A 21,080-nucleotide genomic window follows, 5' to 3' on the forward strand; every position below is an offset into this window, starting at 1 on the left:
GCCGCCCTGTCTGCTTGCGAGCCTCGCGAGGGGCGTGTGAAAAAGCAAGCTCGGTCATGGAAAAGGCGGGGTCGCGATGAAGATAATTCTCTCGTTGCATCCTAATTCATTCGGAGACTGTCATCATGCTCAAAGGCAAAACCGCGCTTGTCACGGGGTCCACCAGCGGTATCGGGCTGGGTATCGCAAAGGCGCTCGCACAACAAGGCGCGAACGTCGTTCTCAACGGCTTCGGCGACGTGGAGGGAGCGAAGGCTGAAATTTCCGCGCTCGACGTCCAGGTCGACTACCACGGCGCCGACATGAGCAAGCCTGCGCAAATCGAGGACCTGATGAAGTTTGCGGCCACTCGCTTCGGACATGTCGATGTGCTCGTGAACAACGCAGGCATCCAGCACGTCTCGAACGTCGAGGACTTCCCGATCGAGCGTTGGGATGCGGTGATCGCCATCAATCTCAGCAGCGCCTTCCACACGACCCGGCTCGCCATTCCCGCGATGCGCGAAGCCAACTGGGGCCGCATCATCAACATCGCATCGGCGCACGGCCTGGTGGCGTCGGCGCAGAAGTCCGCGTACGTCGCGGCGAAGCACGGCATCGTCGGGTTCACCAAGTCGGTCGCGCTCGAAACCGCGACCACCGGCATCACGAGCAATGCGATCTGCCCCGGCTGGGTGCTCACACCGCTGGTGCAGAAGCAGATCAACGACCGCTCCGAACGCGAAGGCATTTCCCTCGCGCAGGCCCAGAAGGATTTGCTGGGCGAGAAACAGCCCTCGCTTCAGTTCACGACGGTGGAACAGCTGGGTGGCCTCGCCGTGTTCCTGTGCTCGCCTGCCGCGGAACAGGTCCGCGGCGTCGCATGGCAGGTGGACGGCGGCTGGACAGCACAGTAGCGCTCGCTTACTTGAGCTGCACCGAGCCGGACACGTTGACCATCACGGTCGCCTTGCCGGCTTCGATCGGCACCGAGGCGTCGGAAGCGGCCGCCTTTGCCTCCATCGCCATGATCCGAGGCTGGAAGGGCGCGCCCACGTTGGCGTTGACCGACACTTCGCGCAGCGAATAGCCGCTGAAGCCGAATCGCTTGGCGAGTTCGTCTGCCCGCTGCTTGAAGTTGTCGATCGCCAGGCCCTGCGCCTCGGCCTCCGCCTTGGCCTGCTGCTCTCGGCTCAAGCTAAAGCCGATGTTCCTGATCGTCAGGGTGGAGATGCGGCCGGCCGTCTGCGCGATGCGCGGGAAATCCCGGCCTTCGAGCACGAGTTCGGCCGTGCCCTGCCATCCGGTCAGCGTGCCGTCGCGGTTGCGGCGCGGCGCCAGGTGGAAGTTGCCCGTGCGCACGTCCATCTGGCCGGGCAGAGCGTTCTTTCGTGCCTCTGCCAAGGCCGCGTCGAGCGCTGTCTTGAGTTGCGTCTGCACCGTGGCCGCGTCGGCGGCATCGCGCGAAGTGGACAGCGTCATGCTCAATTGATCCTGCTGCACCTCCACGGTCGAATTGGCCGACAGCTGGAGCACGTTCTGTGGCTGCGGCAGGGCCAGGGTCTGGGCCGATACGGCGCCCGCGGTCATCAATACGGCACAGGCCGCAATCCATTTGGCATTGTTCAAGACAGCAAATCCTCAGGTGGACAAGAAAATGAAAATGAGCGCCCCGCGGGGGCGCTGCTCAGGGGCGCTGGCTGCGAGGCGCGGCGAGCGCCGCGTCCTTCACCGCGGGCGAAGGCATCATGCGCTCGGCCGGCTGCGGCTCTCCCGACGGGACCGCCTCATGCCGCGTTGCGGCCGATGACTGCAGCGCATCATGCCGTGGCAACCATTGCTGACGCACCTGCTGCCGCAATTCAGACAGTTCGGCGGGCGTCAAGCGACGGCCGGCGGCCGCCTCTTCACGGCGGACTTCGTCCCGTGTGGCGGCCCGGTGGGCTTCCACCGCACCGCGCAATTCGGAGCGCCGCTGGTCGCTCACCAACCAGAAATCGGGAGACCCGGCCAGGACTGGCAGGCAGCAGCTGGCGAGCAGCAAGGAGAGTGTCAGAGCTTTGAATTTCATGGGATCGTGCGACAGCAAGATGACTGTGCCATCGCTTGACAAGGCACAAGCGTCCGGACGGCTAGCGTCCGCAAGTTTTGTAACTTTGTGTCAATCCGTCGTGTAAAGCACCTCAATGGGGCCTCAACACCCTCAGAATTGGCGCTGTTACAAATTCAGCGTTGTAGAAATGAATCAAACTCCCGCTCGCACAGACAAGATCGTGATCGTCGACGACGACGCCCGCATCCGCGACCTGCTGCGCCGCTACCTGACCCAGGAAGGATTCGAGGTCATCGTGGCGGAAGACGGCAAGGCCCTGAACCGCATCCTCCTTCGCGACACGGTCGACCTGATCGTGCTCGACCTGATGATGCCCGGCGAGGACGGCTTGTCCGTCTGCCGCCGCTTGCGCGCCGCCAACGACCGCACTCCCATCATCATGCTCACCGCCAAGGGCGAAGACGTGGACCGCATCGTCGGCCTCGAAGTCGGTGCCGACGACTACCTCGGCAAACCGTTCAACCCGCGCGAGTTGCTCGCCCGCGTGCATGCGGTGCTTCGCCGCCGTCCGCCGCTGGAGGCGCCGGGTGCTCCGTCGACCGACAACGAAACGGTGAACTTCGGTCCGTTCAGCTTCGACCTCGGCTCCCGCACGCTCAAGAAGGATGGTGAAGAACTCTCACTGACCACTGGCGAGTTTGCGATGCTCAAGGCACTGGTACGCCATCCCAGACAGCCTCTGTCGCGTGAAAAACTGGCCCAGTTGGCGCGCGGCCGTGAGTTCGAACCCTTCGACCGCAGCCTGGACGTGCAGATCTCGCGCCTGCGCAAGCTGGTCGAGTCCGACGCCGCGGCACCGCGCTATATCCAGACGGTCTGGGGCGTCGGCTACGTGTTCGTGCCGGACGGCACAACCTGAAGCGCTGACCGTGGCCGCATCGATCGGCCCCAAGACGACTCAGCCGAGCCCTCTCGCCGAGGACAGCACCCAGGCGACCTTGCCCAGCCCGCTGGAGGGCATCGGTTCCCGGCGGCGCCGCTCCAGGATCCAACTGGGCCTGAGTCTCTTTTGGCGGACTTTCTTCCTGCTGGTTCTCCTCCTGGTCGGCTGTACAGTCGCCTGGTTGCAGACCTTCCGTGCGCTCGAGTACGAGCCGCGCGCGATCCAGACTGCGCACCAGATCGCCTCCTTGGTGAACCTGACACGCGCGGCGCTGGTGTATTCCGACGCCATCACCCGCGTCTCGCTGATCAAGACGCTCGCCGACCAGGAAGGCGTGCGCATCCTGCCGCGCGAGCCGGGCGACCGCTTCTTGCCCTACACCAGCGGCGCGCTGGACCAGCGGGTGACGGAAGAGTTGATCGCCCGTCTCGGTGAGGGTACGACCGTGGCCAGTCGGGTCAACGACGAACCTGGCCTGTGGATCGGCTTCACCATCGAGAGCGACACCTACTGGCTGCTGGTCGACCCCACGCGCTTCAGCCGCCTCGACCGGCGCACCTGGATGATCTGGCTGGCGACGACCATGGCGCTCTCCCTGGCCGGCGCGGCGCTGATCACGCGTCTCATCAACCGGCCGCTCAAGCAGCTTTCGCAAGCCACGTTGCAGGTGCGCGAGGGTGAATACGAGGCACACCGGCTCGACGAGCGTGCACGCACCAACGAAATCCGGGCGGTGAACGTCGGCTTCAACCGCATGGCCGACCAGCTTGCCAAGATCGAACAGGACCGCGCCGTGATGCTGGCCGGTATCTCGCACGACCTGCGCACGCCGTTGGCGCGGCTGCGGCTCGAAACCGAGATGAGCGTGGCCGACGAGGATGCACGCGACCACATGGCAGCCGACATCGCCCAGCTCGACGCGATCATCGACAAGTTCCTCGACTACGCGCGGCCCGACCATGTCGACTTCAAGCCGGTGCTGCTGCGCGACGTGATCGATGCCTGCACCTACGCGGTGCAGGACCATGAGGACATCAAGATCAAGGTCGAAGTACCGAACGACCTGCGGGTCATGGCCGACGACGTGGAACTCCAGCGCGTGATCTCCAACCTGGTCGAGAACGCACGCCGCTACGGCAAGACGCCCACCACCGGCGTCGCCGACATCACCATCCAGGCGCAGGCGCACAACGACGCGGTGCTGATCAAGGTGCGCGACCACGGCGCCGGCGTCGCGCCGGCGCTGCTGTCCCAATTGAGCAAGCCCTTCTTCCGCGGCGACGTCGCCCGCACATCGGCCGCGGGCGCCGGCCTCGGCCTGTCCATCGTGACCAAGAACATCGAGCGCATGGGCGGCACCTTCGCCCTCACAAGCACGCCAGGCCGAGGATTGGCCGCACATATCCGCATGCCGCGCGCCGCTTCAGCCAAGGCCGACGCCCCGCAGCCCAAGGAAAAAGACAAGGAAAAATAGGCAGAGGGGATCCCCTCTCAAACCCAGGAATCCCGCGGAACCGGCTCCGCCGGTCCGCCGGGATTGCCCCCTGCAAGGGGGTGGGCGAAGCGACACGAAGTGCGCGCAGCCTGGGGGTTATCTATGGACTATTGCGATGGCCCGAGCTTCCATCGCCCGCCCCTCGCCCACCGGGCCGAGCTTCTCAGCCGTCTTCGCCTTCACATTGACCTGATTGACCTCCAGGCCGAGCGTCGCAGCGATGCGCTCGCACATGGCCGGAATGTGCGAAGCGAGCTTCGGCGCCTGCGCGATCACCGTACTGTCGACATTGCCGATCTCCCAGCCCGCTGCCCGCACCCGGCGGGCGGCCTCGGCCAGCAGCACAGATGAGTCCGCACCGCGGAACTGCGCATCGGTATCCGGGAAATGTCGGCCGATGTCGCCAAGGGCGGCCGCGCCGAGCAGGGCATCGGTGATCGCATGCAAGAGGACGTCGGCATCCGAATGGCCCAGCAGGCCCATGCTGTGCGGTACTTCGACGCCGCCGAGGATCAATTTCCGACCCGCCACCAGTTGGTGGACGTCCCAGCCCTCGCCGACTCGCAGATTGAAAGCAGTCATGGTGCAGTGCGCCGGCTGCGCAAGAGCGCCTCCGCCAACGCGAAATCCTCTGAGTAAGTGAGCTTGAAATTCTGCGCGCTGCCCGGCACCAGCAGCGGCGCTAGGCCAATCGCCTCGATGGCGCTGGCTTCGTCGGTCACTGCGTCGCCGGCGCGTTCCAGGGCGTCGAGCAGCATGCCGATGCGGAACATCTGCGGCGTCTGGGCCAGCCACTTGTCGGCGCGGGTCGGCGTGCGGACGACGCGGCCCTCGGGGGATGCGACCTTGAGGGTGTCCGCCAACCGATGCGCCAACAGCCCGCCGACGGGGTCGTGCTCGCAGGCGGCGATCAGCACCTCGATCTGCGTCGGCGTGACGAGGCAACGTGCCGCATCGTGCACCAGCACCCAGTCGTGCGGGCCGGCGCCGGCGTCGCGCAAGGCATGCAGGCCGTTTCGCACGGTCGCGGCGCGCGTCGCCCCCCCCGCGCGCAGCAGGTGTTCGCCTGCGCCCGGAAAGCGCGGCAGCACGATCCCCACATCCGCGTCGTCCCGCGAGACCACGAGCGCAATCCCCTCGAACCGGCCGACGAGCGCGCGGAAGGCTTCCAGCGTGTGCTCGACCATGGGCCGACCGGCAATCCGCTGGTACTGCTTGGGCCCGACGCTTGCGGCACGACTGCCCGAACCTGCACAGGGGATCAACACGAAAAGACGGGAAGCGGTCATGGATGCAACGGCGGCCAGCGACAAAGGGGCAGCCATTCTAGAATCGCCCTTCACACCCCTCGCCGGCCCGGCGCGGGGTGTTCTGCATTTCCCAGGCACTCCATGGACCTCCCCCATCTCACGGCGGGCAAGCGCTTCACGCTGCCGCGTCCCCCCTTGTCCGCCGATGCGCTGTTGCTGGCGCGTCTGGCCGAACGCGAGAAAGCGGCCGGCCACGCGACGGCTGTGTTCACCGCCGACGCGAACGACGCCCAGCGGCTGATCGACGAGATCGCCTTCTTCGCCCCCGAACTGCGCTGCGCGCTGTTCCCGGACTGGGAGACCTTGCCCTATGACAGCTTCTCGCCTCACCAGGATCTGATCAGCGAACGCCTCGCGACGCTCTGGCGCATCAGCCAGAAAGAAGCCGACGTCGTGCTGGTGCCGGCAACCACCGCGCTCTATCGGCTTGCGCCTCCCGGCTTCCTGGCCGGCTACACCTTCCAGTTCAAGAGCGGCCAGAAGCTCCAGGAATCGAAACTCAAGGCCCAGCTCACGCTGGCGGGCTACAGTCACGTGACGCAGGTCGTCAGCCCGGGCGAGTACGCCGTGCGCGGCGGCCTGATCGACCTGTTCCCGATGGGCTCGCCCGTGCCCTTCCGTGTCGACCTGTTCGACGACGAGATCGATTCGATCCGCACCTTCGACCCCGACACACAGCGCAGCCTCTACCCGGTGCCCGAAGTGCGCCTGCTGCCGGGCCGCGAGTTTCCGATGGACGACGATGCCCGCGCGCGCTTCCGCAGCCGCTGGCGCGAACTGCTCGAAGGCGACCCGACGCGCAGCCGCATCTACAAGGACATGGGCAACGGCGTTGCCACCGCCGGCATCGAGTACTACCTGCCGCTCTTCTTCGAGGAAACCGCGACGGTGTTCGACTACCTGGGCGCCGACACCACCGTGGTGCTGCACGGCGAACTCGAACCCGCCTTCCAGCATTTCTGGCAGGACACGGCCGAACGGTACCGGCTGGTGCGCGGCGACCCCGAGCGGCCCGCGCTGCCACCCGAGGCGCTGTTCCTGAATGCCGAGCAGTTCTATCAGCGCGCCAAGCCGCACGCGCAACTGGCGATCCGCGGGGATGCCGCCGCCGATGCGCCCTATGCGGAATTCGATGCCCTGCCCGCCTTCGCCGTCGTCCGCGGCGCCGAGGATCCACTGGTCAAGCTCAAGGAGCACATCCGCACCACGCCGCATCGCGTGCTGGTGATCGCCGAGAGCGACGGCCGGCGCGAGAGCCTGCTCGACTTCCTGCGCGCCAGCGGCGTGGGCCCGCCGGCCTTCGACTCGCTCGCCGAATTCGAAGCCTCGCCGGACGAAAAGATCGGCATTGCAACTGCAGCGCTGGTCGCCGGCTTCGCGTGGCGCGAGCAAGGCATCGACTTCGTCACGGAGACCGAACTCTTCGCCACTGCGCCCGCCACCCGCCGGCGCAACAAGAAGCAGGAACAGGTCAGCGACGTCGAAGCGCTGATCAAGGACCTGAGCGAACTCGCCATCGGCGATCCGGTCGTGCATTCCGCACACGGCATCGGCCGCTATCGCGGGCTGGTCAACATGGATCTCGGCCAAGGCGTGGACGCGGACGGCAAACCTTTGATGCAGGAAATGCTGCATCTCGAATACGCCGACAAGGCCACGCTGTACGTGCCGGTCTCGCAGTTGCACATGATCAGCCGCTACACCGGCGTGAGCGCCGACGAGGCGCCGCTGCACAAGCTGGGCTCCGGTCAGTGGGAAAAGGCCAAGCGCAAAGCCGCCGAGCAGGTGCGCGACTCCGCCGCCGAACTGCTCAATATCTACGCGCGACGCGCGGCGCGCGAAGGCCACGCCTTCCGCTTCTCGGCGGCCGACTACGAAGTGTTCGCCAACGACTTCGGCTTCGACGAGACGGCCGACCAGAAAGCGGCGATCCATGCCGTCATCCAGGACATGATCTCGCCGCAACCGATGGACCGACTGGTCTGCGGCGACGTCGGCTTCGGCAAGACCGAGGTTGCCCTGCGCGCTGCCTTCATCGCGGTCACGGGCGGCAAGCAGGTTGCCTTCCTCGCACCGACCACCCTGCTGGCCGAGCAGCACTTCCAGACGCTGGTGGACCGCTTCGCGAAGTGGCCGGTCAAGGTGGCCGAGATGAGCCGCTTCCGGTCCACCAAGGAAATCACCACCGCCGCCAAGGGGCTGGCCGATGGCACCGTGGACATCGTGGTGGGCACCCACAAGCTGCTCTCGCAGTCGGTCAAGTTCAAGAACCTGGGCCTGCTCATCATCGACGAGGAACACCGTTTCGGCGTGCGCCACAAGGAAGCGATGAAGGCCCTGCGCGCCGAGGTGGATGTGCTCACGCTCACCGCGACGCCGATTCCGCGCACGCTGGGCATGGCGCTCGAAGGCCTGCGCGACCTGAGCGTGATCGCCACCGCGCCGCAGCGACGGCTCGCCATCAAGACCTTCGTGCGCAACGAGGGCACCGGCGTGATCCGCGAGGCGGTGCTGCGCGAACTGAAGCGTGGCGGCCAGGTCTACTTCCTGCACAACGAGGTCGAGACCATCGAGAACCGCCGCCAGAAGCTCGAGGAGATCATCCCCGAAGCACGCATTGCGGTGGCACACGGCCAGATGCCCGAGCGCGAGCTGGAGCGCGTGATGCGCGATTTCGTGGCCCAGCGCTACAACATGCTCCTGTGCTCGACCATCATCGAGACCGGCATCGACGTGCCGACCGCCAACACCATCGTCATGAGCCGCGCCGACAAGTTCGGCCTCGCGCAGTTGCATCAACTGCGCGGCCGCGTCGGCCGCAGCCACCACCAAGCGTATGCCTACCTCATGGTGCCCGACATCGAGGGCCTGACCAAGCAGGCCGCGCAGCGCCTCGACGCCATCCAGCAGATGGAAGAACTCGGCTCAGGCTTCTACCTCGCGATGCACGATCTGGAAATCCGCGGCGCCGGCGAGGTGCTGGGCGAGAACCAGAGCGGCAACATGATGGAGATCGGCTTCCAGCTCTACAACGAGATGCTGGCCGAGGCCGTGCGCTCGCTCAAGGCCGGTCAGGAGCCCGACCTGCTCGCGCCGCTGAGCGTGACGACCGAGATCAATCTGCACGCCCCTGCCCTGCTGCCCGACGACTACTGCGGCGACGTGCACCTGCGCCTCTCGTTCTACAAGAAGCTCGCGACGGCGAAGACGCCCGACCAGATCGACACGCTGCTCGAAGAAATCGTCGACCGCTTCGGCAAGCTGCCCCCGCAGGCGCAGACGCTGATCGACGTGCACCGGCTGCGCGTGCTGGCGCGGCCCTACGGCGTGGTCAAGGTCGACGCGGCACCGGGCGTCATCCACATCACGTTCAAGAAGGACCCGCCGGTCGATTCGATGAACATCATTCACCTGATCCAGAAGAACAAGCACATCAAGCTCGCGGGCAACGAAAAGCTGCGCATCGAGCGCGAGCTGAAAGAGCCGAAGGATCGCGCGCAGATGGTGCGCGACATTCTTCGCAGCCTGGGTCAACCCAAAGTACAGGAAGCCACACCGGTATGACCGCCAAGGAAATCTCTCCCGGCCTGATCGTCCAGCGGTTCACGCCGCCGCTCGCACTCGCCGATTTCAAGCTGATCGCCTTCGACATGGACTCGACGCTGATCAACATCGAATGCATCGACGAGATCGCCGATGCAGTGGGCAAGAAGGCCGAGGTGGCCGCCATCACCGAAGCCACGATGCGCGGCGAGATCAAGGATTTCAAGGAAAGCCTGCGGCGCAGGGTGGCGCTGCTGAAGGGCGTGCCCGTCGCCGCGTTGCAACAGGTCTACGACGAGCGCCTGCGGCTCAACCCGGGTGCCGAACATCTGGTCGCCGCGTGCAGGGCTGCCGGACTGAAGGTGCTGCTGGTCTCCGGCGGGTTCACCTTCTTCGCGAACCGGGTCAAGGACAGGCTCGGCATCGACTTCGCCCGCTCCAACCTGCTGGACGAAGCCGATGGACAGCTCACGGGGAGCGTCGTGCAGCAGTCCTGGGGCGACATCTGCGACGGCGCGGAAAAGCGCCGCACGCTGCTGGAAGTGGCTTCGCTTCTCGGCATCTCGCCGGGCGAAACCATCGCCGTCGGCGACGGCGCGAACGACCTGCCGATGATGGGCGAGGCAGGTCTGTCCGTGGCCTATCACGCCAAGCCCAAGGTGCGTGAGCAGGCCATGGTCGCCATCAACGAAGGCGGGCTCGATCGCCTGCTCGAAGTCGTGAGGTAAACATCATGAGCGACGCCAAGGACAAGGCCGCGCCCTCTACATCGGACACGGTGCATGGCGACCGGCGCCTGGGCGTCGAGCACGGCGCCATCCACAAGCCGATCCACACCTCGGTGCAGTACGGCTACGAGCGGGTCGAAGACCTGATCGGCGTGTTCCAGGGCACGCTCAAGAACAGCTTCAGCTATGCACGCCAGGGCACGCCGACGACCGCGGCGCTCGAAGCCAAGATCACTCAACTGGAACAGGGCGTCGGAAGCATCTGTTTCGCAAGCGGCATGGCAGCGCTCGGCGCCATCTTCCTCACGCTGCTGCGCGAAGGCGACCACGTCGTGTCGAGTCAGTTCGTCTTTGGCAACACCAACAGCCTGTTCGGCACGCTCAATGACTTGGGCATCGAGGTCTCGAAAGTCGATGCCGGTGCCGTGGAGCGGGTGCGCGCCGAACTGCGTCCGAACACGCGCATGGTCTTCGTGGAAACGATCGCCAACCCCGGCACGCAGATTCCGGACCTCGAAGCCATCGGCGCGCTGTGCCGCGAACGCGGGCTGCTCTATGTCGTGGACAACACCATCACCTCGCCCGCCCTCTTCCGTCCGAAGACGGTCGGTGCGGGGCTGGTCATCAACTCGCTGACCAAGACCATTGCCGGGCACGGCGCTGCACTGGGCGGCGCAGTGACCGACACGGGCCTTTTCGACTGGGCCGGCTATCCCAACATCTCACCCAGCTATCGCGGCATCGATGCCCGCCAGCAAGGCCTGCAGCAGTTGCGCAAGAAGGGCCTGCGCGACATGGGTGCGACCCTGTCGCCCGAACAGGCCCACCGCATCAGCCTGGGCGCCGAGACGCTCGGGCTGCGAGTGGCACAGACCAGTGCCACGGCCTTGTCGCTGGCGCGCTTTCTGCAGGGCCACGCGGCGGTGGCGGCGATTCACTACCCGATGCTCGAAAGCCACCCTCAGCACGCACTGGCCGTGCGGCTCTTCAAGGCGGGTTCGTGGCTGCTGGCCTTCGAGCTGCGCGACAGCGCCAATGTCCTCACCGTGCTCAACCGGCTGCAACTGCCGATCAAGGCCACCGGACTCGGGGACAACCGCACGCTGATCATCCCGGTGGCGCCGACGATCTACTGGGAAGCGGGGCCGGCGGTGCGCGCGCAGATGGGCATCGCCGACGGACTGGTCCGCGTCTCCGTGGGGCTGGAATCGGCTGACGAGCTGATCGAGGACTTCGCCCGGGCACTGAGTTAGCGCAGGTCAAGGCGGGGGCAACCCTTATCGCGCGAAACGTCTGCGCCGGGACAATGCGGCACACCGTCGAGTCCCCGGAGGTCCCATGTACCCAGGCAAGTATGCGCAGCAGTTCGCCAGCCGCTCTGCTTTCATCATGGCGGGCAGCGGCGAGTCCATGACCTACGCGGAGTTGGAGGCGCGCAGCAATCGCCTGGCGCACCTGCTGCGCGCACAGGGCCTGAAGCGGCTGGACCACTACGCCGTCTTCATGGAGAACAACCGCTACTTCTTCGAATCGTGCGTGGCGGGCGAGCGCTCGGGGCTTTACTTCACCTGCATCAACGCCTACCTCACACCCGAGGAGATGGCCTACGTCGTCAACAACAGCGAGTCGACCGTCCTGATCACGTCGGCCGAGAAACTCCCGGTCGCCCGGCAGGCGCTGGCCGACTGTCCGAAGGTCAAGCTGTGCCTGGTGGCCGGCGGCGGCGCCGGTCTCACGGGGCAGGCCGGTGCTGCACGCCTGGTCGACTTCGACGAAGCCGTGACAGGCCTGCCCGACACGCCCATCGACGACGAGTGTCTGGGCACCGCGATGCTCTATTCGTCGGGCACCACCGGCCGCCCCAAGGGCGTGCTGCGGCCGCTTCCCGAGAACCCGCCCAGCGAGCCGCTGGCACTCTTCCACTTCCTGAACAAGCTGTGGCAGTGCGAGGAAGGGATGATCTATCTGTCGCCGGCGCCCCTGTACCACTCGGCGCCGCTGGCCAATGTGTCACTCGCGATCCGCAACGGCGGCACCGTGATCATCATGGAGCACTTCGATCCGCAACAGTATCTGGCGCTGATCGCGAAGTACCGCGTCACGCACACGCAGCTTGTGCCAACCATGTTCTCGCGCATGCTCAAGCTGCCGCCGGAAGAACGCGCAAAGGCCGACCTGTCGACGCTGAAGATCGCCATCCACGCCGCCGCGCCCTGTCCGGCGCAGGTGAAGGAACAGATGATCGAATGGTGGGGACCCATCATTCACGAGTACTACGGCGCCACCGAGGGCCTCGGGTTCACCGCATGCGACAGCCACGAATGGCTCGCCCACCGCGGCACGGTCGGCAAGGTGCTGCTGGGCGACATCCACATCTTCGACGAGCAGATGCAGCCGGTGCCCAAGGGCCAGTCGGGCGAGATCTGGTTCAAGACCGCATCGCCCTTCGTCTATTTCAACGACCCGGAGCGCACGGCGCTCACCCGCTCGCCCGACGGAACGATGAGCACGGTGGGCGACATGGGCTACCTCGACGATGACGGCTTTCTCCACCTCACCGACCGCTCGACCTTCATGATCATCTCGGGCGGCGTCAACATCTATCCGCAGGAATGCGAAAACCTGCTGATCACGCATCCCAAGGTGGCCGATGCGGCGGTGTTCGGCGTGCCCAACAAGGACCTGGGGGAAGAAGTGAAGGCGGTAGTGCAGACGCCGCCGGGCGTGGCTCACACGCCCGAGTTGGCGGCCGAGCTGATCGAGTTCTGCCGCTCGCACCTCGCGCACATGAAGTGCCCGAAGACGGTGGACTTTACCGGCCAGCTACCCAGACTGCCCACCGGCAAGCTCTACAAGCGCACGCTGCGCGATGCGTTCTGGGTGGGGCACGCCAGCCGCATCGTCTGACGACGCTGTCCGCTCAGAGCGCCGCGCCGAGGCGCGCGATGCCTTCCTGGATCTTCTCGACGTTGGCCGTGGCGAAGCTCAGGCGCAGCGTCGCGAGATCCGGCTTCTCGGCGAAGAACGGCGCGCCGGGCACGAAGGCCACGAGCTTCTCGATGGCGCGCTTGGCAAACACGTTGGCGTCGGCCACCTTGCCGTTCGCGCCCGTGAGGCGCGCCCAGAAGAACAGGCCGCCGCCTGGCTGCGTGAAGGTGATGGCGTCGCCCAGCTCCTTCTGCAGCGCCGCACCCATGGCCTGCGCACGTTCGGCGTAGACCTTGCGCACGTTGGCCAGCGTGGCCGGCATGCGGCCGCTCTTGAGATATTGCGCTGCGGTCGCCTGCGCGAAAGTACTGGTGTGTGCGTCGCTGAACTGCTTGCACATGGTCGCCTTCGCGAGCAGCTCGGCGGGGCCGATCAACCAGCCGATGCGCAGGCCCGGGCTCAGCACCTTGCTCAGGCTGCCGCAGTGCGCGACGAGTTCGCGGCTTCCGGGCACGTCCTTGGTGAGCGACATGATCGAAGGCGGCGGGGCCTTGTCGAAGTAGAGGTCGCCGTAGGGGTCGTCCTCGACGATCAGCGTCTGGTGCTTCACGGCCATTTCGAGCACCTTCTTGCGGCGCTCCAGACTCAGCATCGCGCCGCTGGGGTTGCCGAAGGTGGGGATGAGGTAGACGAACTTCGGCTTGTGCTCGGCAATGAGCTTTTCGAGCTCGTCGGTGCGCACGCCGCTGGCGTCGATCGGTGCGCTGATCAGTTGCGCGCCATAGAGGCGAAAGCACTGGATGGTCGCAAGAAATGTCGGTCCTTCGACGATCACCTTGTCGCCGGGAGAAATGAGCGTCTTGCCGAGCAGGTCGAGTGCCTGCTGGCTGCCGGTGGTGACGATAAGGCCAGTGGGATCGACGTCGACGCCCTTGGTCTTCATGAAGGCGCTGAGTTGCGCGCGCAGCGGCTCGTAGCCTTCGGTCGCGCCGTACTGCAGGGCGCCGCCGGCTTCTTCCGAAAGGGCCTTGGCGCTCGCTTCCTTCAGCCCTTCGACGTCGAACATCGCGCTGTCCGGAAAGCCACCTGCAAAGCTGATGATGCCGGGCGTGCCGAGCAGCTTGAAGAGTTCGCGGATGGCGGAGGTTTCGACGTTGTCGAGGCGGGAGGCGAATTGCATGGGAACCTTCTGTCGGAGAGTTGCAGCCATTCATTGTCGCAGCGGCGCCCATGGCCCCTGTGTCGCTTCAAGCGCGAACCATGATCCATTGCTTCGCGGCTTCGAGATCCGACGCAGGAAAACGCTTGATCTCGGCCGAAACGAAATGCGAAGCCAGGTGCTCGGCGGCCTTCCCCATTGCGGAATCAGTGACGACGCCGATCTTCCTGATGTGCTTGTGATGATCTCGCACGAAGCGGAAGTGCGCGACCATTGCGCCCAGACTTTCCCAGCCTGGAAACGCAGGCGCTTCAATGACGATGCCCGCGATATCGCCTGTCTGCTCTATGTAAGGGTCGACCGTTTTCGCCAACTCGGCAAAGTCGCCCAGTTGCAGGGCGCCTTTGACGCGCACATACAGGATGGAATGCGTGGTGTCGAAGGTGTGTTCGATCATGTGTTTCTCCTCCGTGCAGATTCAGTCCGGCAACGACCAGGCAGGACCTGAATGTCGCATTTTCCCGCCCCGTTGAACACTCGTCGGTACGAAGCCGCGCCCGCGGTGTATGGTCCTGACTCGCGGTGCCATACCGGCGCTGGCCTGCCAGGAGGTTTCTGCCATGGCCTTGCGAATTCGTGTCCCAGCCCTGACGATGCTGCTCACGGCGGCCCGGGAGCGCCAGAGCCGGACGCGCCCGTGATCGCCATGCGGGGCCGAATCCTTGCGTCGCTTCGCGGCTATCGGATCGAATGGTTGTCGCGCGACCTCGTCGCCGGTCTGATGCTGGCGGCGATCGCCATTCCCGGGCAACTCGCCACGGCGCGGCTTGCGGGAATGCCGCCCGAGACGGGCATCTATGCGTTTGCTGCCGGCTCGATCGCATTCGCGATCTTCGGCGCCAACCGCTTCATGTCGGTCGGGGCGGACTCGACCATTGCCCCGATCTTCGCCGGCGGGCTGGCATCGATCGCCGTTGCCCACGGTCATGAACATGCGCAACTCGCCCCGCTCTTCGCACTGCTGGTCGGCACTGTGCTCATCGTGATCGGGCTGCTGCGGGCCGGATGGCTCGCAACGCTGTTGTCCGTTCCGGTCACCACGGGTTTTCTTGCAGGCATTTCGATCCATATCGTCGTCGGCGAACTGCCCACGCTATTGGGGGTCCCCGACGAGAAGGGACACCTTCTCGTTCGGCTCGCCCACGTCATCGGCCAGGTGCCACACGCCAATCCCGTTTCATTGGCCTTGGGCGCCGGCGTCCTCTGCGTCACCCTGGTCGCGTCCCGCATCAGTCCCCGGATCCCAGGGGCGCTTCTGGGCCTGGTCGGAGCCGGCCTGGCGACGGCGCTATTCCATCTCGAGACGCGCGGCGTCAGCCTGCTGGGCCCACTGGCCGTGACGCTGCCGCACGTCTCCTTGCCGGGTCTGCCGGGGATGGAGGAGATCGGCCGAATGGTGCAACTGGCGTTGGTGGTCGCCATGGTTTGCGTCATGCAGACGGCGGCGGTGGCCAGTACCTTTCCATCCGACGAGGGCAAGGTCGAGGATGTCAGTCGTGATTTCGGCGCGGTCGGGGCTGGAAGCGTCGCAGCCGCGCTGATCGGCGCCTTTCCCGTCAACGCCAGCCCGCCTCGCACGGCGATCGTGCGCGAGTCCGGAGGGCAAACCCAGTTGGCGGCTCTCGCGGCGGTGGCGCTGGTGGTCGCGCTGGTGATCGCGGCGTCGGGATTGACGGCCTATGTGCCCCATGCCGCGCTGTCCGGCATCCTCCTCTACGTTGCGTGGCGCATCTTCCGCATCAGCGAGATGCGCCAGATCCATCGCCGGGGCGGACTCGAAATCCTGCTGGTGGCGGCGAGCGCCGCGCTCGTCATTGCGCTGCCGATCGAGACCGGCATGCTGCTGGCCATCGTCATGTCTTTCGTGCACAGCCTGTACATCGTCGCGCGGCCCTACTGCGTCGAGCTGGCGCGCGTACCCGGCAGCACCGTCTGGTGGCCCCCACTACCGGACGCGCCGTTCGAACACGAGACCGGGGTGCTCGTCTTCGCCCCTGGCGCGCCGCTCAACTTCACCAACTGCGAGCGCATCTGCGCCGAGATACGGGCCGCCATCGCCCGGCAGCGCGAGCCCGTGAAGCTGCTGGTCATCGAAGCCAACGGCATGATCGACATCGACTACACGGGCTCGCAGGTCCTGCGACGCGCCATCGCGAAGTGGCAAGACGCCGGCATCGTGGTGGCCATGGCGCGGCTGTCCGCTGGCCGTGCGCGCGATCAGGCCCTTCGCACCGGCCTGATCGAGGCGATTGGCCCGGAGCGCGTGTTCATGTCGGTCGAGGAGGCCGTGCGAGCACTGTCATCGTCCGGATCGCCTGGGACAGCGCCGGCCTAAACTCGCGGCCACGATGAAAAAAACCGAGATCGAATCCTTCTTCGCAACGCTCCAGGCCGCGAATCCGACACCGGAAACCGAACTCGAATACAGCACGCCCTTCGAACTCCTCGCGGCGGTCCTGCTGTCCGCGCAAGCGACCGATGTGGGCGTGAACAAGGCCACGCGCAAGCTATACCCGGTCGCGAACACACCGCAGGCGATTCTCGATCTCGGTGTCGAAGGGCTGGAGAGCCACATCAAGACCATCGGTCTCTACCGCAGCAAGGCCAAGCATCTGAACGAGGCCTGCCGCATGCTGGTGGAGCAGCACGGCGGCGAGGTGCCGAAGACGCGTGCCGAACTCGAAGCCCTGCCCGGGGTAGGCCGCAAGACCGCCAACGTGGTACTCAACGTGGCCTTCGGGGAGCCGACGATGGCGGTCGACACGCACATCTTTCGCGTCGGCAATCGCACCGGCCTGGCACCGGGCAAGACGCCGCTGGAGGTCGAACTGAAGCTCGAAAAACGAGTGCCGCCGGCATACCGGCTGCACGCGCACCACTGGCTGATCCTGCACGGACGCTATGTCTGCGTGGCGCGCAAGCCACTGTGCTACCAGTGTGCGGTCGCGCCCTATTGCGACTACAAGCCCAAGACGCCGGCGCCCTGATCGACTAGATCTCGATCGACACCCATTCGCCGAATGCGATCGGCTGCGCCGGCCATTGGTCGCCGCGCTCCACGCAGCGCATGCCATCGCGCAGCAACCAGACCGCACGAATCACGCCGGCATGCGTGACCCAGATGGCGTCGCGCCCACTGGCGCGCCAATCGTCGAACGCCTCGCCCACCCGCTGCATGAACTGGCGCGTGCTCTCGCCGGTCCCGCCGGCGCGGGTGTCGGCGAAATCACGGGTCCAGGCTTCGAACTCCGCGCGATCGATCGCAGACCATGGGCGCTCTTCCCACACGCCGAGATCCATCTCCGCGATGCGAGGGTCTGGGCGGGGACGGAGGTCGGGCCTGAGCGCCGAGATGGCTCGCGCCAGATCGGCACACCGCGTCAGTGGAGAACAGGCCATCTCAACGTCGGTGGGCAGCACCGACGCCACTTGCTCGGCCACGGCAAGGTTCACCTCGGGCAGTACAAGAACATCGGTGCGGCCGTAGCACTGGCCCTCTGCCGCAGTGGTCTGCGCGTGGCGGACGAGCACGAGCCTCATGCTTGCCACGCGAGCGCGAGATAGATCGCAAGTTCGCAGACTTGTTGCGTCGCACCCAACCCGTCGCCGGTGAAGCCCTGGAGGCGGCGCATGAGAAGCCGCGCCATGCATGTCGCGGCCAGGGCGCAAAGGAGGAACGCCGCCAGTCCGTGCAGCGCGCCGTGCGACCACACGAGCAGCACAGCGGCCGGAATCGACCACGCGACGCCGATCATCAATGCACCATTGCCGATCGCATCGGCCAAGGGCTTGGACTTGCTTGCCGCGTTCTCGTCGCCGACGTAGGGCAACCAGCGGATCAGGAACAAGGGCGCAAGCCGCGAAAGAACATGAGCACTCACGAGCGCCATGGCCGCGGTCGACGCGCCCTGCCCGACCAAGGTCGCCAACAACGCGACCTTCAGGCCCAGCGCCAATACCAGTGCAAGCGCACCGAAAGCGCCGATGCGCGAGTCCTTCATGATCTCGAGCGCCCGAGAGCGATCGGCCGATCCGCCGAGGCCATCCGCCACGTCGGCCAGTCCATCCTCATGGAACGCGCCCGTCATCAGCACGGTCGCGGTGGTCGACAGCGCTGCCGCTACCAGAGCGCCCGCGAGACCAGGGAGACCCGCCTGCGCGAGCCACAACACCCCCGCGCCCGCCGCACCGACGAGCCAGCCCACGCCGGGGAAATGCGCAGCGCTGGCGCGAAGCATCGCCGGACTGAAGCCAACCCAGCCCGCAAGCGGCCCTGTGACCGGGACGCGCGTGAAGAATTGAAGCGCCAGCAGGAAGTGGCGCACACCGTTCATGACTTGTCCTGCTTCGACACGCCCGCCGATTCGAAGCTCGCCATCTCGCTCAGGATGCGGCAGGCCGATTCAAGCAGCGGCCAGGCCAGCGCGGCGCCGGAGCCTTCGCCGAGCCGCAGGTCGAGTTGCAGCAATGGTTCGAGCCCAAGCACGTTCAGCAACAGCCGATGGCCGGGCTCGACCGATTCGTGCGCAGCGACGCAGCGCTGCACGACCTGCGGCCGCAGGGCCTGCGCGACGAGCACCGCGGCGCTGGCGATGAAGCCATCGAGCACGATCACCCGGCGTTCGTGGGCTGCCTGCAGCACCACGCCGACCAGCGTGGCGATCTCGAAGCCGCCAAGGGCCGCCAGTGCATCGAGCGGCGCCGTGGCACCGTCGTGCCGTTCGAGCGCTTGACGCAGCACCATGCGCTTGTGCGCACGGCCTGTCGCGTCCAGTCCGGTTCCGGCGCCCGTGCAGGCGTCGATGTCCTGGTCCGCGAAGCGTGCCAGCAGCATCGCCGCGGCGGATGAATTGCCGATGCCCATCTCGCCCAGCAGGACGGCATTGCCGGGCAGGTCGCGCAAGAGGGTCATGCCGTTGGCAATGGCTGTCCGACACTGTTCTGCAGTCATGGCCGGTTCGACGGAAGCATCCGCCGTTCCGGCCGCTACCTTGCGAATCAGAAGGCCGTCACGCGGTGCGAAGTCGTGGCGCACGCCGCAATCGACCACCGTCAGCGCCAGCCCATGCTGGCGCGCCAGCACACTCACGGCCGCGCCGCCAGCCAGGAAGTTCTCGACCATCTGCCAGGTCACGTCGCTGGGATAGGCGGACACGCCGCGCGCGGCCAGGCCGTGGTCGCCGGCGCAGACGACCATCTGCGGCGCTGTCAGCGATGGCGCATCGGTGCCGAGGATGCTGCCCAGCCGCACCGCCAGCGCTTCGAGGCGACCCAGGGCGCCGAGCGGCTTGGTCTTGCCGTCGATCAGATGTTGCAGGCGCGCGGACAGCGCCGCGTCGTCGAGGTCGGGAACTGCGGGGAGTTCAAACGTCATTCGATCAGCGAGCGCAGCACGCCCGTTTCAAAGTGGAAGTCGATGTGGTCGGCCAGTCCGTCGAACACTGCGTCCAGCGTGCGCGCAGCGACGCCGAAGAGCGCTTGCAGCACCGCCGGGTCTTCGAAGAGACCATGAAGGTAGAGACCGAGGACATTGCCGGCGTTGTTCTGCCAGGCCAGTTCATCGGGCATGACCGCGCAAGCCCTGTCACCGGCCGCCGCCATCGCGGCATGCTCCGCCGTCTGGCCATGGTGGATTTCGTAGCCGCGCACGGTGATGCCGGACAGCGCCGCCCAGGGCCCTGTGAGGGAGGAGAAGGCGGCTTCCCGGTGACGCACGGTCTTGTCCTCTGCGAACACGGTGACCAGCGGAAGCAGGCCCAGCCCCGGCCCATTGCCGTCGACGCCATGCGGATCGATCAGCGCCTCGCCCAGCATCTGCAGTCCGCCGCAGACGCCGAGCACGATGCCGCCGCCCGACGCATGCGCGGCCACGGCGCGGTCCAACCCTTGAGCGCGCATCCACGCCAGGTCGCTGCTGGTGTGCTTGGAGCCCGGCAGGATGATCCAGTCCGCGCCGGCGACGTCAGCCGGGCTACGCGCCCAGCGCAGGCGCACGCCGGCAATGTTCTTGAGCGGCTGGAATTCATCGAGGTTGCTGATGCGCGGATAGGCGACGACCGCGATGGTTCGCGTGACCTCGCCGCTCGACACGCTGCGGTCGTCGAAGACGCCATCTTCCTCCGGCAAGCCGTGCTGCCACCACATCGGGAGCGTCGCGACGGTCGGCACGCCCGTCAGTTCCTGCAACTGCTGCGGGGCCGGCGCCAGCAGCGACGCATCGCCACGGAACTTGTTCAGCACGAAGCCGGCAAGCATGTCGCGGTCGGCCGGCGGCATCAGTGCCCAGGTGCCGTAGAGATGGGCGAAGGCGCCGCCGCGGTCGATGTCCGTCACCAGCAGGCAGCGCGCGTCGGCGTGCCGCGCAACGCGGAGGTTGACGATGTCGCTCGCCATCAGGTTGATCTCAGCCGGCGAGCCCGCGCCCTCGATCACCACCACATCGTTTTCCGCACGAAGCGCGTCCAGCGCCTGGGCGATCTGCGGCCACACGCGCTCGCTGCGCCCGCGCCAGGGCAATTCCGAGAGTTCGTTGCTCACCTGCCCCATCAGGATCACCTGGCTGTGGGTGTCGCGTTCGGGCTTGAGGAGCAGTGGGTTCATGCGAACGTCAGGCTCGGCCCGCGCGGCCAGGGCCTGGAAATACTGCGCGCTGCCAATCTCGCCGCCCGCGACGACTCTCGCGTTGTTGCTCATGTTCTGCGCCTTGAACGGCGCGACGCGCAGACCCTGCCGGGCATACCAGCGGCATAGCGCGGTGGCGAGCCAGCTCTTGCCGGCGCCGCTGGTGGTGCCAAGGACCATGACGCAGCGGGCGCGACCATTTACCACGTTGGGAATCATGGGTGCGATTGTCCTTTACGTGAAGTTCGTCACGCTTAGGGA

At 66.2% G+C, this 21,080-nt stretch carries 19 protein-coding genes; 9 read left to right on the top strand and 10 right to left on the bottom strand.

The window, feature by feature from the left end:
- The first annotated feature begins 125 nt into the window (after nt 1–125).
- Nucleotides 126–896, top strand: coding sequence for a 3-hydroxybutyrate dehydrogenase (locus tag QTI24_RS06240; protein ID WP_286599047.1), 771 nt, complete (start codon nt 126–128; stop codon nt 894–896).
- A gap of 7 nt (nt 897–903) precedes the next feature.
- On the opposite strand, the gene QTI24_RS06245 is transcribed toward QTI24_RS06240, so the two are convergent.
- Together QTI24_RS06245 and QTI24_RS06250 are read right to left on the bottom strand one after the other, a co-directional pair.
- Nucleotides 904–1,569 carry an SIMPL domain-containing protein gene (locus tag QTI24_RS06245; RefSeq protein ID WP_286599290.1) on the bottom strand — a complete coding sequence of 222 codons (666 nt, stop codon included), beginning with the start codon at nt 1,567–1,569 and terminating at the stop codon, nt 904–906.
- Nucleotides 1,570–1,666: 97 nt separating this feature from the next.
- On the bottom strand, nt 1,667–2,068 hold the full coding sequence (locus QTI24_RS06250) for a hypothetical protein (RefSeq protein ID WP_286599048.1): 402 nt from the start codon (nt 2,066–2,068) through the stop codon (nt 1,667–1,669).
- A gap of 151 nt (nt 2,069–2,219) precedes the next feature.
- On the opposite strand from QTI24_RS06250, the gene ompR reads away from it, so the two are divergent.
- Complete coding sequence (ompR, locus tag QTI24_RS06255; protein WP_088956805.1) at nt 2,220–2,951, top strand: osmolarity response regulator transcription factor OmpR; 732 nt, start codon at nt 2,220–2,222, stop codon at nt 2,949–2,951.
- A 79-nt stretch (nt 2,952–3,030) separates the two neighbouring features.
- Nucleotides 3,031–4,449, top strand: coding sequence for a sensor histidine kinase family protein (locus QTI24_RS06260; protein WP_286599292.1), 1,419 nt, complete (start codon nt 3,031–3,033; stop codon nt 4,447–4,449).
- 117 nt (nt 4,450–4,566) lie between these two features.
- Here the strand turns inward: QTI24_RS06260 and ispF are convergent, their stop codons facing one another.
- Both ispF and ispD read right to left on the bottom strand, forming a co-directional pair.
- Nucleotides 4,567–5,052: a 2-C-methyl-D-erythritol 2,4-cyclodiphosphate synthase gene (gene ispF, locus QTI24_RS06265; RefSeq protein ID WP_286599049.1), complete on the bottom strand. Its 486-nt coding sequence runs from the start codon at nt 5,050–5,052 to the stop codon at nt 4,567–4,569.
- Nucleotides 5,049–5,795 (bottom strand): 2-C-methyl-D-erythritol 4-phosphate cytidylyltransferase, encoded by a 747-nt coding sequence (gene ispD / locus QTI24_RS06270; RefSeq protein ID WP_286599050.1) that lies wholly within the window; start codon nt 5,793–5,795, stop codon nt 5,049–5,051. Before ispD ends, ispF begins: the two co-directional genes overlap by 4 nt.
- A 66-nt stretch (nt 5,796–5,861) precedes the next feature.
- Between ispD and mfd the strand changes: the two genes are divergently transcribed.
- From mfd to QTI24_RS06290, 4 genes are all read left to right on the top strand, one after another.
- Complete coding sequence (gene mfd / locus QTI24_RS06275; RefSeq protein WP_286599052.1) at nt 5,862–9,344, top strand: transcription-repair coupling factor; 3,483 nt, start codon at nt 5,862–5,864, stop codon at nt 9,342–9,344.
- Nucleotides 9,341–10,051, top strand: a complete 711-nt coding sequence (gene serB / locus QTI24_RS06280) for a phosphoserine phosphatase SerB (RefSeq protein WP_286599054.1) — start codon at nt 9,341–9,343, stop codon at nt 10,049–10,051. The genes mfd and serB overlap by 4 nt, the downstream gene beginning before the upstream one ends.
- A gap of 5 nt (nt 10,052–10,056) precedes the next feature.
- Nucleotides 10,057–11,304: a cystathionine gamma-synthase family protein gene (locus QTI24_RS06285; RefSeq protein WP_286599056.1), complete on the top strand. Its 1,248-nt coding sequence runs from the start codon at nt 10,057–10,059 to the stop codon at nt 11,302–11,304.
- A gap of 85 nt (nt 11,305–11,389) precedes the next feature.
- Nucleotides 11,390–12,958 (top strand): AMP-binding protein, encoded by a 1,569-nt coding sequence (locus tag QTI24_RS06290; protein WP_286599057.1) that lies wholly within the window; start codon nt 11,390–11,392, stop codon nt 12,956–12,958.
- Nucleotides 12,959–12,971: 13 nt separating this feature from the next.
- On the opposite strand, the gene QTI24_RS06295 is transcribed toward QTI24_RS06290, so the two are convergent.
- Nucleotides 12,972–14,159 (bottom strand): aminotransferase-like domain-containing protein, encoded by a 1,188-nt coding sequence (locus QTI24_RS06295; RefSeq protein WP_286599058.1) that lies wholly within the window; start codon nt 14,157–14,159, stop codon nt 12,972–12,974.
- Nucleotides 14,160–14,226: 67 nt separating this feature from the next.
- Nucleotides 14,227–14,595, bottom strand: a complete 369-nt coding sequence (locus QTI24_RS06300; RefSeq protein WP_286599059.1) for a SpoIIAA family protein — start codon at nt 14,593–14,595, stop codon at nt 14,227–14,229.
- A 249-nt stretch (nt 14,596–14,844) separates the two neighbouring features.
- On the opposite strand from QTI24_RS06300, the gene QTI24_RS06305 reads away from it, so the two are divergent.
- Both QTI24_RS06305 and nth read left to right on the top strand, forming a co-directional pair.
- Entirely contained in the window at nt 14,845–16,533 is a 1,689-nt protein-coding gene (locus QTI24_RS06305; protein WP_286599293.1) for a SulP family inorganic anion transporter, read from the top strand.
- A gap of 13 nt (nt 16,534–16,546) precedes the next feature.
- The gene (nth, locus tag QTI24_RS06310) at nt 16,547–17,185 is read left to right on the top strand and encodes an endonuclease III (protein WP_286599061.1); all 639 of its coding nucleotides are present in this window, start codon (nt 16,547–16,549) and stop codon (nt 17,183–17,185) included.
- 4 nt (nt 17,186–17,189) lie between these two features.
- Here nth and QTI24_RS06315 read toward each other — a convergent pair whose 3' ends face one another.
- From QTI24_RS06315 to QTI24_RS06330, 4 genes are read right to left on the bottom strand one after another with little or no spacing between them, the layout of a single operon-like run.
- Complete coding sequence (locus tag QTI24_RS06315) at nt 17,190–17,738, bottom strand: histidine phosphatase family protein (protein WP_286599062.1); 549 nt, start codon at nt 17,736–17,738, stop codon at nt 17,190–17,192.
- Nucleotides 17,735–18,532: an adenosylcobinamide-GDP ribazoletransferase gene (locus QTI24_RS06320; protein ID WP_286599063.1), complete on the bottom strand. Its 798-nt coding sequence runs from the start codon at nt 18,530–18,532 to the stop codon at nt 17,735–17,737. The genes QTI24_RS06315 and QTI24_RS06320 overlap by 4 nt, the downstream gene beginning before the upstream one ends.
- Nucleotides 18,529–19,572: a nicotinate-nucleotide--dimethylbenzimidazole phosphoribosyltransferase gene (gene cobT / locus QTI24_RS06325; RefSeq protein WP_286599064.1), complete on the bottom strand. Its 1,044-nt coding sequence runs from the start codon at nt 19,570–19,572 to the stop codon at nt 18,529–18,531. Before cobT ends, QTI24_RS06320 begins: the two co-directional genes overlap by 4 nt.
- A complete protein-coding gene (locus QTI24_RS06330; protein WP_286599065.1) occupies nt 19,569–21,038 on the bottom strand; it encodes a cobyric acid synthase in 1,470 nt (489 codons plus the stop codon). The genes cobT and QTI24_RS06330 overlap by 4 nt, the downstream gene beginning before the upstream one ends.
- Nucleotides 21,039–21,080: the final 42 nt, after the last annotated feature.

Source organism: Variovorax sp. J22P240 (assembly GCF_030316855.1).
Taxonomy (GTDB): Bacteria; Pseudomonadota; Gammaproteobacteria; order Burkholderiales; family Burkholderiaceae_C; genus Variovorax.